Here is a 13,566-nt window from a genome sequence, read left to right on the forward strand (position 1 = left end):
ATGCTGAAGGCCTGGGTTTATCGTACCTCTTTGAAGAAAAGAATATGGCTATCTTTTACCGCACTGACGGTATTCTGTATTTCTGTCACCGGTTTATTGGCTTACTCCATCGCTTCTCGGGCGATGGAGCGTAACTCTGTCGAGTTAAATCAAAATGTGCTGACTCAGTCAATCAATGTCCTGGACCAGAAGTTAAAGCAAATCATTGTGGCTTCCTCCACGATGATGTTGAGCGAAGCTTATCAGCAGACCATCCGGGATATTAAAGCTCATAATATGGAACGTTTTTTTGCCAATTTTTCTATGCTGCAAGCGCCCTTCACGCAGGTAGAGTTGACGGAAAACTCCATTGAATCTATCTTGATCAGTACGCCGGACGGGGATTTCTACTCTACCAGCAATCAGCGCAGAACCTTGACCCCATTTCTAGAATCTTCGCTGTATCAACGGATTAAGGAGAAACCTGAAACCAATTGGGTGGAGAGTCATCGGGACGAGCTATTTGCCGGGAAACACCATGTTATTTCCCTAGTCTTGCAGCCGCTTACAGACAATTATGTCCCTGATCTATTTTTGATCGTTAATGTAAAAGAGGACATTCTTGAAGATACTGTAAGTGGAGGCGGGAGTCTTGGCTCCGCGCGTTTTTTACTGATCAATAAAGAGGGAACAAGCGTCTTCGGAGACGGGAGACGTCCGGAATGGTCTCGGGACTCTGTGTTTTTGGACAAACTGAGGGAAGCAGACCGGGGTAATTTTGAATATTCTGCTGGGGATGGGCCAATGCTGCTCAGCTATGCCAGTTCAGGGTACGCAAAAGACTGGGTGTTGGTCAGCTACCTGTCCAAAAAGGAACTGCTGCAACCTGTTCGGAGTATTCAATGGCTGGTGTTGATGATCATGGCGGCATGTATCGTCATCGCGCTTTTCCTTGCAAGGTATCTGTCCGCTTTGCTACTGGGACCGCTGCTGAAACTGCAACGGACGATGTCTCGTGTTGAGCAAGAGGATCTCAGTGCACGCTTCCAGAGTCCTTTCCAGGATGAGATTGGGGAGGCGGGACGCAAATTTAACCAGATGTTGGACCGGATTGGTGAGTTGATTGCTGAAGTCAAGGATACAGAAAAAGAAAAGAGAAAAGCGGAGATCAAGGCGCTTCAGGCGCAGATCGAGCCTCATTTTTTATATAACACATTAAACACGATTTTCTGGAAATGTGAGATGGATGAATATGAAGATGTGAAACAGATGGTCATTTCGCTGTCTGCACTGTTTCAGCTGGGACTGAACAACGGGCAGGAAATTACGACCTTAGGCAAGGAACTGGAACATGTCCGCCAGTATCTAAACCTTCAGCAGCAATGTTATGAAGGGTTGTTTGACTATACAATTGATGTCGGAGTGGAACTGCTGGAGCTTCCTGTATTGAAAATTATTATTCAGCCCTTGGTGGAGAACTCAATCCTGCACGGCCTTAAGGAATTAAGGGGAGGGGGAGCGATCCGGATCTCTGTAGAAGTAGCCAAAAACACACTGCTCATCCGGGTTACCGATAACGGAACCGGCATGAATGCGGAGAAACTCAATGCCTGGCTGAAGGAGCCGAACGGCAGTGGAGGTTATGCTCTGTCTAATATATGTAGCCGACTGCAGCTGTACTACGGCAAAGAAGCCGGATTGGTCTTTCGAAGCAGTCCGCGTGTTGAAACCGAAGCTGTTCTATCCATTCCTGTGGAAGGGGGAATAAATCCTGAACGCCCATTCAATTAAAATATGTATTGTTGATGATATTCCTGCAGTGGTCCGCGGATTGTCGCAGCGGATTCCTTGGGAGGAACATGGGATTGTGATCGCGGCCACCGCGGCAGACGGGGAAGAAGGTCTGGAGCAGATCCGCAAGCATCGTCCTGACATCGTATTGACGGATATCCGAATGCCTTTTAAGGATGGTTTAGAGATGATGCGGAGCATCCAAGCCGAGCAGCCAGGCATCAAACTGATTTTTTTGACGGGTTATTCTGATTTCACCTATGCCCAGGAAGCAGTTAAGCTGGGTGCCTTTGATCTGATTGTAAAACCGTATACCAAGGTTCAAGTGCTTGAATCTGTGTTGAAGGCCAAAGAAGTGTTGGAGCGGGAACGCAGTCAAGCTGAGCAGATGATGGGCATGGAACAAAAGCTGCGCGAGAGCTTACCTTATTTGCGTCAGGAATATATGCGTCTGCTCATCCGTTATGGAACTAGACAGCAGCACTTGAGCCAGCAGTGGGATTTTTACAATATCGAGATGAATAACTATAATTTTTGCGTGATGGTAGCGGAAGTGGATTTTTTTGTGGAACGTACATCAGAACTTACGGTTTCCGAGGTGGAATTAATCCGCTTTGCCGTACAGAATATTTTGGAAAATACAATATCCGAATACACTCGGGGTATTGTGTTCCGGGAAAATGTGAATCAGTTCGTTATTGTGATGAACCCTCTGGCGGAGCCGAATATGGAGCAACTTGCAGAGAAATGCCGGGAAAATGTACATCGGTATACGTACCAGACGGTATCCATTGGACTGGGTGGAGAGGTGGAGGAGGTAGGGCAGCTTTCTGCTTCCTATGCGCAGGCGCTGTCTGCACTTGCGAACACCTTTCTGAACGGTGGGAACAGCGTGTACACCTATGTTGAAGATGCAGTCGTGAATGCCGCGCTACCCAGATACTCATATGACAAGGAGAAAGAATTGCTTTATTGTCTGCGTTCGGCGAATTTACCCAAAGCAGAGGAGCAGCTGGATCATATTTGGCATGATTGGATTACTGCACCGGCAACGCCTAATCCGTCCATCGTTAAGACGTTATGTCTTGAACTGGCTCATTCTATCCATCGGATTTTCTCGGAAAAAGCAACGGATTCGGAAGTTAAAACTCTGGAAAATAAGCTTGCAGACATGAGCAGTGCAGTCTCTTTTGAAGATCTTAGCCGCCAGATTCGGGAATTTTGCCGTTTGGGCTGTACGTATTTGCAACAACGCCAATGCAGTGACGCGCGTATGCTTGTGGATCGGGCCATCACTCATATCAATGGAAATCTGCATCGAAATCTATCCGTCGCGGACTGTGCACGGGAGGTGCATCTTAGTCCTAGCTACTTCTCCAATCTTTTTAAAAAGGAGACGGGAATGACACTCGCCCAATATATTATCGGGAGACGAATGGACAAAGCCAAGGAGCTGGTGCTGGAAGGCATACAGGTTCAGGATATTGCCATCTCTTTGGGCTATGAGGATCGACCCTATTTTACAGAGCAGTTCAAAAAATATACCGGAATGACGCCGACTGACTTTCGTGCAAAATATACCTTGCCCAAAGTGGAGGGAAACAGTGATTTCGTCTCCCATTGACAGTTGTTTTCTCCTTCACTGATAAAAGGGCAGTGGAATTATAATTTTCTTAAGAAATGAATGCGATTTCAAAAGAAAAGGGAGGCATTTTAGATGAAAAGAAATAAATGGATATTAGCTGGGGTTTCGCTGATGCTGGCTGGCTCGTTGGCCGCCTGTTCATCATCCGAATCTAATACGGAGGTAAGCAGCAGCAATACAAACTCCGAAAAAACAAAATTGGTCTACTGGACCATTGATCGTCATGATTCTGATTTTATTGAGCAAAAGATCAGTGAGTATGAAGGTCTTAATCCCAATATCGAGATTGAAATGAAGGTTATGGCAGAGAACTATACGCAGTCGGTGGATATTGCCTTCTCCAGCATGCAGGCGCCTGATATTCTCCGGGTGGATACTTATAACGTGCCAACATGGGTCAAAAGAGGGTATCTGGAATCTTTTGATAGCTACATTTCACCAGAGATGAAGAGCCGGTTCGAGAACGTACTTATCAACGAGAAAAATACCGTTGACGGCAAAATATATAGCCTTCCCAATATCGGTCAGTTCTGGCGCCTCATTTATAACGTAGATTTGTTCGAGAAGGCTGGCATTACAGAGCCGCCTACCACACTCGCAGAGATGGTCGAGGATGCCAAGAAAATTACGGCAGCAGGAAAAGACATAGGCGCTTACGGCTTCGCGGGTAATTTCAAAAGTACCAGCGGATTTGAGCGTATCGCTTATCCAATAACAACACTTAGCAAGACTAAGGGTACAGAGGGCTTCGACTTCCAGACGGGGCAATTTGATTTTAGCGTCTATAAAGAGGTTGCTGAGGCGCTACGGCAGATTAAGGTGGATGGAAGTATGATGCCAGGATCGGAATCGCTTGATATCGACCCGCTTCGTGCGCAATTCGCTCAAGGCAAGATCGGCATGTATTTCAACCATTCCGTTGAGCCGACGGTCTACAAAACCCAATTCCCAACTGAAATTCGCTGGGCAGCTGCGATTCCTCCAACCATTGACGGGGAGCAGAAGGGTGTCAGCCAAGTTATTGCAGGAAGTTATTTGGCTATGAGCAAGGATTCTAAGCATAAGGAAGAAGCTTGGAAGTTTATTGAATGGATGTACAGTGATGATGTGCAGATTGCTTACCAGGAAGCAGGGTATGGGGTTTCGGTTATTCCATCGGTTGCTACAGTTGCCAAGGCACCAGACATTGCAGGGATTGAAGATTTTCTGCCTACGAAGTTAGACGGGATTTATCCAGCGACTCCGATGGTCATCAGTGAAGGACGTCTGGAAGGACTAAAGAAGGTTGATGTCTTCAATAGATATATTTTTGGTGGTGGAGATTTAGATAAAGAGCTTCAGGACTTGAATACTCGCTATAATGCGGCGCTTGAAAAAGCCAAAGCTGCAGGTGACACCGATATCGAAGCACAGCCGGACTTCGATGCAGGTTCCCTGCAGGGATCATTGGCCAAATAAATCGAAAAAGACGCCTCTTAGGCTCCGTATTAATACGAGCTAGTGGCGTCTTTTTTTGATGACTACTATGATAAATTTTTATTCCTCAGTCGTTTTAGCTGTGCTCGGGGTTCCTTTGTTATTGTAGAGCCACAGCGCGTATTCTAGAGGGCGAATCAGGGCTTTGCGGTATGTGGTTCCGTCACCTGATCTTGCGAACACTTCACGGGCGGGCTTGGGATTAACCTCCAGCACGTAAATTTTACCTTCGCGATCAATGGCGAGGTCCAATGCAAGCTCACATAAGGCTCCGTAACTTTCTTCCAAGAAGGCTGCGGCATCAAGGCCCAACCTCTCGGCAGTCTTCATGACCTTATCGGTTTTATCCTGACTGCCCAGCCATTCCTTCAGCAGCGTTTCCGCTCGAACGGCATGACCACCGCCATGAAGATTGGAGGTTACACTCCGCGCTGCACCGACCCGTGCTGCCATACCTGTCAGTTCCCAGACACCTTGCCCATTCTTTTGAACGAGCATCCGGTAATCATGGAAACGTCCGCCCGGCAGACGTAATGGGATCCCCTGTTGGATAAGGAAACGTCCGCCGATACACCATTGCCGTACGATGGAATCCAGCCGAGTAGAAGAGACTTTACGGGTGGGAATGATTCGGCGATCCTGGCGACGGCCTTGAATATCATATACCCCACGCCCATCCTTCATTCTCTCAATTCTGAGGATGCCACGTCCGCCTGTGCCGTTTGCCGGCTTGATATAGACTACTGAATTGGTTTTCAGCATCCGGCGCAGGTCGGCAGAGGACTGATAGAGTAAAGTTTCTGGCATATGCTGCCGGAAACGGCTTTTTTGTGAAAATGTTTGGTGAATGGTCCATTTGTTGCGCAGTGGACGATTCAGAAATAACAGATGATTGTAGCGTTCTCGGAAACGAAGCAGTTGCTGAAAGCGTGAGCTGCGCTGAATACGGCAACGGTCATAAATCATATTCGGAAAAGAACGCCATTTGCGTGACCATTTTCCGCTCTTGGGATCAAAGACAAGGGCATGGATCTGCTCTTTGCTGGGATGAACATCCATGGGGGTAAACACAAAGACATCCAAGCCAATTCGTTTGCCCTCGACGATCATTCTCCGGTACACGGCCTTTTCTTCAAGCTGCTTAGCTTCGTTAATATATAAAGTAAGAATGCCTAAGACGGGCTCTGGCACAGGAGTTCACCTTCTTGTGGAGAAATAGTAGTGCTGCCGGTATGATGGGGTGACCGGAGCAGTAATGTTGGCTTGCCGGTAGGACCAGTGGTAAGTGTGTCGGCAGCAAGGCCGATATTGAAGCACATCTTTAGGCTAGCAGTATTGTCGCAGGCAACACTGCATTGCAGATGCCCGAGGCGTTTCAGCTGGGCAGCCATTAAGGCAGTGCCGGTATGTCTATTCCGGTAGAAGGGGTGCACAGCGACAAGACAGGCTTCTGCACCGAATCCGGATACGAAGCTGACTCCTGCGAGCTGGCGCCCATTCTGACCGCGTACGGTGGCGACAAGCAGCGAGATACCCGGCTCTGACAACTGATCCGGTGTTAATCGGGCCAGTACTTTGCAAGCTTGGTTTGTGATTCGCTTCTCCCCATGCGCTCTTATAAACTCAAGCAGTCCAGCCAGCCGTGATTTCCACTGTTTGGCATTTGTGTCATAGATGGAGGATATCTGCATGCTGTGTCACATCCTTTTAATGATTTCTATTTAAACTGGCGCGCTAAATGCTGGCCGTAGTGAAAGATTCGCTCTAGGGACAGCTTGCGGATCGCGGGTTCATCAAATTTCATCGGCCGGGAGTTGGCCTCAAAGAACCAGAGTCCCCCATTCTCATCTACACCCAGATCCATCGACATCTCTCCGAGCATAGAATCAGAAGCTCTTTCAATTTGTCTAGCGATAAGAAGGGCGGTTGTAGGCACACTCTTCAGGATCATGGCTGCTCTTTCGGTTCCAAATGTACTTTCCAGCATGCTGGCAGGCTCTTCAATACTACCGCCGCGTGGTACATGTGTCGTTATACTTCGGGCACCGGCGAGGCGTGCACCTATGCCAGTGACTCCCCAGCCGCCTCTGCTGTTTTTTTGCAGAAGCACCCTCAGATCAAACGGTCTTCCCCGATGAGTCGCCAGTTCAATAGCCTGCTGCACAATATAACGAGAGATTCCTTTTTCTTTTCCGATTCTTGCCCAGAGCCGGTCCATGGAAGCTGCTTTGTACGTCACATTTTTTTTGCCGCTTTGAATTTGGAGCCGGTAAGGCAAAGCGGTATCTGCACGATATTTTAGGCGCATAATTCCTTTTCCTGCTTTGCCATTCTCTGGTTTAAGGTAGAGGCTGGTATGCTGGTTCAGCATGGCAGTAAGGGTGTTTGCACTGCGTAATCGTCTCGTTTTTGGAACATGCTTTGAGGTGGAGTGCGAACCCCTTAACCATTCGAACAGACTCCATTTATTGAAAAAATATGGATTATATAGCTTAATGCCTGGATGTTCCAGGCATTGAGCTATTTTACGTACCACAGCAGGTTTTTCCTCATCCTCACGGGTGGGAATTCGGTTATAAATGATTTGTGGAAGAGGTACAGGAATGCTGTACCAGATTTTACCGCTGGACGATGGGACATATCCGTTCACCATCCGTTCCTCAAGCTTGAGGTCACGGACAGTGATGACGTAGACAAGAAATCCCATTTCTTTGCCTGTGCGAATAATGTCCCGGAAGTTGCTGCGGTTGCCATTAAATTGCCGTACTTTATCGCTGGTTGTCAGTATGGCAATAACAGGTTTTGTATCTTCCGGATTATGGGTGCTCACATCTCATCCCTCCTGCGGAATTTGCTGAGGTATAGACAATGCTCCAGAATGTGCTCGATGGAAGCTTTGCCCTCAGCGCGCAGGGAAGGGTGACGGAAGATGGAACGACCTGGTTTGGCGTTGGCCTCGAACATCCAGATGTCTTCATCCTGATCAATTCCGAGATCAAAGCCAATTTCACCGAGCAAATGACGATGCTGGACTTCTAGTGATTCTGCCAGCTTGATGGCTGTAGTCTTTGCACGCTGCAGTACTTCATCAGCTCTTGCGCCGAATACACGTCCGAGTGCTTGCTGAGGTGTGAGCAATGCTCCTCCATTTTTAAGGTGAGTGGTGACACTGCCACGGCCGGCTTTTTTAGCGCCTATGCCGACTACAATCCACTGATTACTGCCGTTTTTATGCATATGGAACCGGAAATCAATCGGGCAGCCATCTATTTCAATGAGACGTATTCCCTGCTGAACTATATAATTTTGCAGATTTTGACCGTGACGCGAACGAAGCATACGCATAAGGGCTTCAAAGGTGGTAAAGCGTAAAAGAACGTTTTTTCCACCGCGGCGGTAGCGGGCAAAATACCCCTTTTTCGGGAGATAGGTAAGCCGATAAATGCCGTGACCCAGACTTCCCGCAGAAGGTTTATAGTATACAAAATGATGGTGATCCAGCATTTCTCTCATTTTTTCCGTGGACGGATTGCTGTGGGTTTCAGGTACATATCGATTTGCCGCCCCATCATTTTCTAAAAGCTTATAGATATCGGATTTATTGAAAAAGCTCCAGTTAAAGTATGGAATTCTTTTCCGCATAAATCGTTCGCGAAGTTGGTTGATATAGGGTGAGGTCTCAGCTCTCCGACTGGGCAATCGATTATAGACAACATCAGGCAGAGGGACCATTTTTCGTTCAAACTTACCGCTTGAAGTCAAAAAATATCCATAGACCTGTTCCTGTTGCCAGTTGATGTCACGCGGCATAAAGGCAAATATATAACATTTGTTACTGCCTTCCCGCAGTAATTGCTTGATGAACCCTGTGCGAGAACCGAAGGGCTGAGACGAGGAAGCAGGACCATCGGATAATATGCCAACTAAAGGTCCTAGCTGCACCTCGTCATTCTGTAGATTGCGTAAATAGACACCACCTGATTTCGGAACCTTGATAGCGCTTTTTACGCCTGAGGCGAGATATAGGTGATTTCCGGCGCGCTTGATGGGCTTGATCATGGTCGGGGTGGCATCTTTACCGAGCCTTAAGCGTATATTTTTTTTCCCCGTTAACTTCAAGCTTTTCATCAGTGCACCTGATACATATACAACTCTTTGGGGCTGCTTAGTGAAATGCACATTGCAAAAAGTGAGACTCATTTATGAATCCTCCTTAGGAACCATTGTTATCATTCTCCCGTTTGTAACGGAGCTGCCCGTAGATAGGGATGGTATCCGTCGTTGTGTGAGCAGTAGATGGCGCGCATAAGACAGTGGATTCTCGGCGGCGAGCTTAGCAGCCCGGCGGTCGCCCGTCAGCCGGAATACCGTGCGCCCTGGCTTGGAATTTGCTTCTAGTAAATGAATCCGACCGCTCGAATCAATACCGAAATCAAGGCCGAGTTCTCCAAGCCTGCCGCATGCAGCCTCCAGTAGGGGAGGCAAGTATGCACCTTCTGCAGCAAGCTCACGCATGATGTCTTTTCCACCCTGACCATATTCAGCAAGCAAAAAAGGCAGGGGAGAAACAGCTGTTCCGCCGCCATGCAGGTTCGAAGTCAGCGAACCTTGGTTACCCAGCCGTACGGCCATGCCGGTAAGAGTCCAGCGGCCAAGGCCATTCTTTTGCATCAATACACGCACATCGAACGGTTGCCCCTTACTATTCGTTAGGTGCAGGAAAGGCTGTATAATATAGCGGCGTGAGCCGATAAATTCATGAATCCAGTTCAGTCCTTCAGCCTGTGAGTCGAAAACATATTGAAAAGGTGTATTTGTACCGTCACGCCCTCGTACTCTCATGCCTCTGTTCTGCAGTATGGCATGTAATGTACGTTTGCCATGGGTGCCGGCCTTGGGCTTTAGAAAGACTCCATATTCTCTTTCAGCAAGCATTGTACTTAACCTGCGGGTACCGGTATAGAGTACAGTTTCCGGCAGTATTGCCGCTGCTCTCCGGTCGCGCTTCAATATCTCATGTACACCCCATTTATCTGGCAAACCTCGAGACCAAGGCAGGGAACGATGAAGAGTAGAGAGAGCAGCGGAAGCTTCTTTTCTTTCTTTAGGACCTTCGTAAAAGCAGCGATTATAGACAATATCTGGCGGTGGAGAAGTAGTATTCTGCCAGCTTCCATCTTTCCAGGTATAGCCGGTAATGGAGGAACCGTCTGCCGCTACTCCGTCTGGATGAAATACGAGGACTTTTAGGCTGTATAGAGGAGCTGCCCGGCATAAATGACTGCAAAACTCTGGCTCGGCGATCGGTGGATTCCCGTTGCGGCGGCCTGTCATAATGCCGAGGAACCCCACTTCTGTTTCAGTCATCGTGTCCTCCTTATAAACCGGCCAAGTAGCGGCAATATAAAATCATTTGCTTGACGGACGGTCTTATTTTTTGATCGTTTAACGGTGTATTATCGTTCTTGGAGGGCTTGGAGTTAACCTCTAAGAGCCATATTCGTCCTGATTGATCCAGTGCCAGATCGATTCCGAGCTCTCCGAAATGAGCGGGGATAAAGGTTTCGACCCCTCTTGCAATGGCAAGTGCTGCTCTGGGCAGCTGAAGCTGAACGTTTTCTTTTGCGCCCGGAGGAAGACTGCTCTTGCTAACCGCTTCTTTTACAGTGCTGAGACTGCCACCTCTAGCTAAATTAGACACGAAGTGATTGCTTCCGGCGGTGCGGGCGACAATGGAGGTAACCCCCCATTTTCCGCTGCCATTCTTCTGAACAAGTGCCCGGAAATCTACAGGCCGCCTTCCTAGCTCCATCAAAGGCAATCCCTGCTGAATCTGGTATCGAGTAGTCTTCATTTTGGGAGCGATGGACTGGTACAATTTAGCGAGAGTGGTGTAGCTTTGCTTGCGTGTACCTATGGAGGTAGTAGACAACAGACGGTAACCTCCGCCTTCTTCTTTAGAGATACGAAGTATGCCTTTGCCGAGACTGCCTCGTACAGGTTTCAAAAATACACTTGGGTAATGGCTGCACATCTTCTTCATTACGGCAAAGCCGTTCAACGCATGCGACTCAGGTAAATACCGCTGCAGGGAAGGGTCTTGCGCTAAAGCTTCAAATACCTCTGTCTTGTCAAGAAATTTTTCGTTGAAGAAATGCGTTCCATATCGTGATTTTACATCCGCCAAAAAATGCTGTACGCTAGGTTTATTCTCCACCTTTCGCGTCGTTAACCGATTGTTGATTACATCGGCAATGGGCAGACTCATTTTTCTCCAACCCTCGTTGTATACCCAGCCCTGAATGGAAGAACTGCGTGTTTCCAGCGCTTCCGGGGTAAAGAAATATACATAGGCGCCTTGTGTGTGGCAGGCATTTGTCAATTCCCGGCAGAACATGGTAATGGGTCCAAACAACCTGTCGAGATTATCTGGATGGTCACGACTGACGAGCACGCCGATCAACGGTCCAAGCCGCAAGGTGCGGCTTACAGAGCTGTAAGAAACGTTGAGGGTTTGTCGGTGTTTCCATCCGGTCCGCTGCGCCAGTCCTTCGCTTACACGCAGGATGTCGGATTTGGGAGCCGAGATAATGGTAACCTCCTGCCGGAAAGAGCCGAATGCCAGCTGGAGTGTTCCGTGAGACGGGATTTTGAGTCTTTTCATGGATTTTTCGCCAAGCATTATAGCGTTTTCCTGCAGGATGCCCGAGTTGACCGTATGGACCGGGATCTTGAATTGGGACATCGTGGATCTCCTTCCGGTAGGCAGCATGATGCCGGCAATTTGGTAGCTAAGGGTTACATATCATTCATCATATGGAGACAGATGACCCTTGGTGATTGACCTAACCGCTAAAAACCTTGCCCAGTCATTTCATAAGCTCGGCCCAAGAAGCGAAACAAGTATGGAATGAGCGAATATTGGAAACTAAAGCAGCGTGAATTCAGGAAGCGGCTGCTAACAAAACTTAAGCGTAAGCTTTCGAAGTGAGTTTTGTACGAAGACGATCTGAGGAGTGTACGCTAACAAAACTTTTAGGAGGAATCATAATGAGCATTCACGACAAAGCACATGAATTGGCGAAAGCCATTAAAGAGAGCAGCGAGGTATCGGATATCAGAAATGCCATGAAGGTCGTAGAAACAGATCCTGAAGCGAAAGCGATGCTGGACAATTTCCGCCAAGGTCAGATGGAGCTGCAACAACGGATGATGAGCGGAGAAATGCCTCCACAGGAAGAAATGGAAAAGATGGAGAAGTTGTTCGAGGTGCTTAACTTGAATCTTGGCATTCGTCGTCTGTTTGATGCGGAACGCCGTCTGAGCGTTGTAATCGAGGATGTAAATAAAATTATCACTGAGAGTTTGTCCCAATTGTACGGTGTATAAATTTCAGCAATGAAAATCAAAAGAGGGTGTTCCCGAAGCCGGTGGCTCTGGAAACACCCTCTTTCTTGTGGCTGTGACTATAGGGCTAGCCTAAGTTCAACCTCAACCTCAACCTCAACCTAATCTTGTTTACCTTCGACTGCGCAGAGAAGAATACCAGCTGCCAAACCTAAGCGGCGATCAAGCTTGCCTTTTCGATCCTCCGAGAAGTCAGCCATAATTTTGGTGACAAATGGATTGAAATTTTGCTTGAATGCAGGGATCGTAGTATCATCCATCTCGATATTATATTTCTGCGGAATAATAGCGATGAAGCGGCGCAGTAGAGCCATCGCGGTGCTGTCTTCCTTGATTTTTCCGATTTCCTGATCATGACGGTCAAGAATAATCCATTCATCCTTCAAAATAGATTTGAGACCCTTACGTCGAAAAGCACCAATATGCTCACCGGACTCTGTATCGTGTACATCATAAGTAGCACTAAAATCGACCACGTTGCGGGCTTTTATGCGCAGAAGCTCCTTCTGCATGGACTCATCCGTATAAAGTGCAATGTCTTCTTTAAGCTTGAACGCTTTCATTTGCGAATAGAGCACAAGCTGCTCAGAGCTATCAAAAATATGAAGTTTCGCACCCATGATCGAAAATACTTTTTTTCGAATTATGTATTCGGTATGATTATAAGCTGCATTCAATTCAAAAACGCCTCCCCCAAATGAAATCATCATCTCATATATAAGCGTCTCTTGCTATATAAATGCTAACCTTTTATACATAATTTTGAAAAGGTATATATTTTTTAATGGACTTGTCTCATATTACGGGCCTCATGTTCATAGAGTAGAGATATAGATTCAATCGAATATCCTGTCTACGAAGGAGCTGTTATTAATGAGAAAAAGAAACAAGTTCAAACACGGTGTCTATCTGTTGCTGGCGTTGGCCATGCTTTTGTATGCACTGCCGAAGCTTTCGCTTGCGAATGGACCGAGCTGGGTGTTTGGTTTTGGAGTCGTCTGGTCACTTTTTGCGTTTATGGTCATTGCGGCACATTTGCATTTTATTATCGGGGTTGATGAAGAAAAGACCAAACGTTTGGAAGCTGTGCGAAAAGCAAAGCTGGAGCAATGGCAGACAAAGTGGAATGAAGAAACTAGAGTTTCGCAAAGATAATAGAGTTGGCATCGGATACTAAAAAGCTAGATTAGCTTCAGGTTTCTCGAATAAGCGCGGCAGTCGTGCAAAGAGGGGCAAAAATGCCTTAGAATATTGCGCAAAGCGTAGAA

At 47.4% G+C, this 13,566-nt stretch carries 12 protein-coding genes; 5 read left to right on the top strand and 7 right to left on the bottom strand.

The window, feature by feature from the left end; all coding sequences use genetic code 11:
• The 3 genes from NST58_RS10185 to NST58_RS10195 all read left to right on the top strand — a co-directional run bounded on the left by NST58_RS10185 (position 1) and on the right by NST58_RS10195 (position 4,873).
• Positions 1 to 1,770, top strand: a complete 1,770-nt coding sequence (locus NST58_RS10185; RefSeq protein WP_339247597.1) for a sensor histidine kinase — start codon at positions 1 to 3, stop codon at positions 1,768 to 1,770.
• Between the two features lie 7 nt (positions 1,771 to 1,777).
• Entirely contained in the window at positions 1,778 to 3,394 is a 1,617-nt protein-coding gene (locus NST58_RS10190) for a response regulator (RefSeq protein ID WP_256720944.1), read from the top strand.
• Between the two features lie 93 nt (positions 3,395 to 3,487).
• A complete protein-coding gene (locus NST58_RS10195) occupies positions 3,488 to 4,873 on the top strand; it encodes a sugar ABC transporter substrate-binding protein (RefSeq protein ID WP_038569657.1) in 1,386 nt (461 codons plus the stop codon).
• Positions 4,874 to 4,951: 78 nt separating this feature from the next.
• On the opposite strand, the gene NST58_RS10200 is transcribed toward NST58_RS10195, so the two are convergent.
• Genes NST58_RS10200 through NST58_RS10225 form a run of 6 tightly spaced genes read right to left on the bottom strand, consistent with a single transcriptional unit; the run spans position 4,952 to position 11,636 of the window.
• Positions 4,952 to 6,082, bottom strand: a complete 1,131-nt coding sequence (locus NST58_RS10200) for a YheC/YheD family protein (RefSeq protein WP_076184268.1) — start codon at positions 6,080 to 6,082, stop codon at positions 4,952 to 4,954.
• Positions 6,064 to 6,582 carry a GNAT family N-acetyltransferase gene (locus NST58_RS10205; protein WP_076124882.1) on the bottom strand — a complete coding sequence of 173 codons (519 nt, stop codon included), beginning with the start codon at positions 6,580 to 6,582 and terminating at the stop codon, positions 6,064 to 6,066. Before NST58_RS10205 ends, NST58_RS10200 begins: the two co-directional genes overlap by 19 nt.
• Positions 6,583 to 6,608: 26 nt before the next feature.
• On the bottom strand, positions 6,609 to 7,721 hold the full coding sequence (locus NST58_RS10210) for a YheC/YheD family protein (protein ID WP_076124884.1): 1,113 nt from the start codon (positions 7,719 to 7,721) through the stop codon (positions 6,609 to 6,611).
• On the bottom strand, positions 7,718 to 9,091 hold the full coding sequence (locus NST58_RS10215; RefSeq protein WP_036683976.1) for a YheC/YheD family protein: 1,374 nt from the start codon (positions 9,089 to 9,091) through the stop codon (positions 7,718 to 7,720). The genes NST58_RS10210 and NST58_RS10215 overlap by 4 nt, the downstream gene beginning before the upstream one ends.
• Positions 9,092 to 10,258, bottom strand: coding sequence for a YheC/YheD family protein (locus NST58_RS10220; protein ID WP_339247601.1), 1,167 nt, complete (start codon positions 10,256 to 10,258; stop codon positions 9,092 to 9,094).
• Positions 10,259 to 10,268: 10 nt separating this feature from the next.
• Positions 10,269 to 11,636, bottom strand: coding sequence for a YheC/YheD family protein (locus tag NST58_RS10225; RefSeq protein WP_076124889.1), 1,368 nt, complete (start codon positions 11,634 to 11,636; stop codon positions 10,269 to 10,271).
• 305 nt (positions 11,637 to 11,941) lie between these two features.
• Between NST58_RS10225 and NST58_RS10230 the strand changes: the two genes are divergently transcribed.
• The gene (locus NST58_RS10230) at positions 11,942 to 12,280 is read left to right on the top strand and encodes a YlbF family regulator (protein WP_339247604.1); all 339 of its coding nucleotides are present in this window, start codon (positions 11,942 to 11,944) and stop codon (positions 12,278 to 12,280) included.
• Positions 12,281 to 12,399: 119 nt separating this feature from the next.
• Here the strand turns inward: NST58_RS10230 and NST58_RS10235 are convergent, their stop codons facing one another.
• Complete coding sequence (locus tag NST58_RS10235; protein ID WP_076124891.1) at positions 12,400 to 12,975, bottom strand: hypothetical protein; 576 nt, start codon at positions 12,973 to 12,975, stop codon at positions 12,400 to 12,402.
• 196 nt (positions 12,976 to 13,171) lie between these two features.
• On the opposite strand from NST58_RS10235, the gene NST58_RS10240 reads away from it, so the two are divergent.
• Positions 13,172 to 13,453 (top strand): hypothetical protein, encoded by a 282-nt coding sequence (locus NST58_RS10240; RefSeq protein ID WP_036683968.1) that lies wholly within the window; start codon positions 13,172 to 13,174, stop codon positions 13,451 to 13,453.
• Positions 13,454 to 13,566: the final 113 nt, after the last annotated feature.

This window comes from Paenibacillus sp. FSL R10-2796 (assembly GCF_037965315.1).
In the GTDB taxonomy this organism is placed as follows: domain Bacteria; phylum Bacillota; class Bacilli; order Paenibacillales; family Paenibacillaceae; genus Paenibacillus_AQ; species Paenibacillus_AQ odorifer.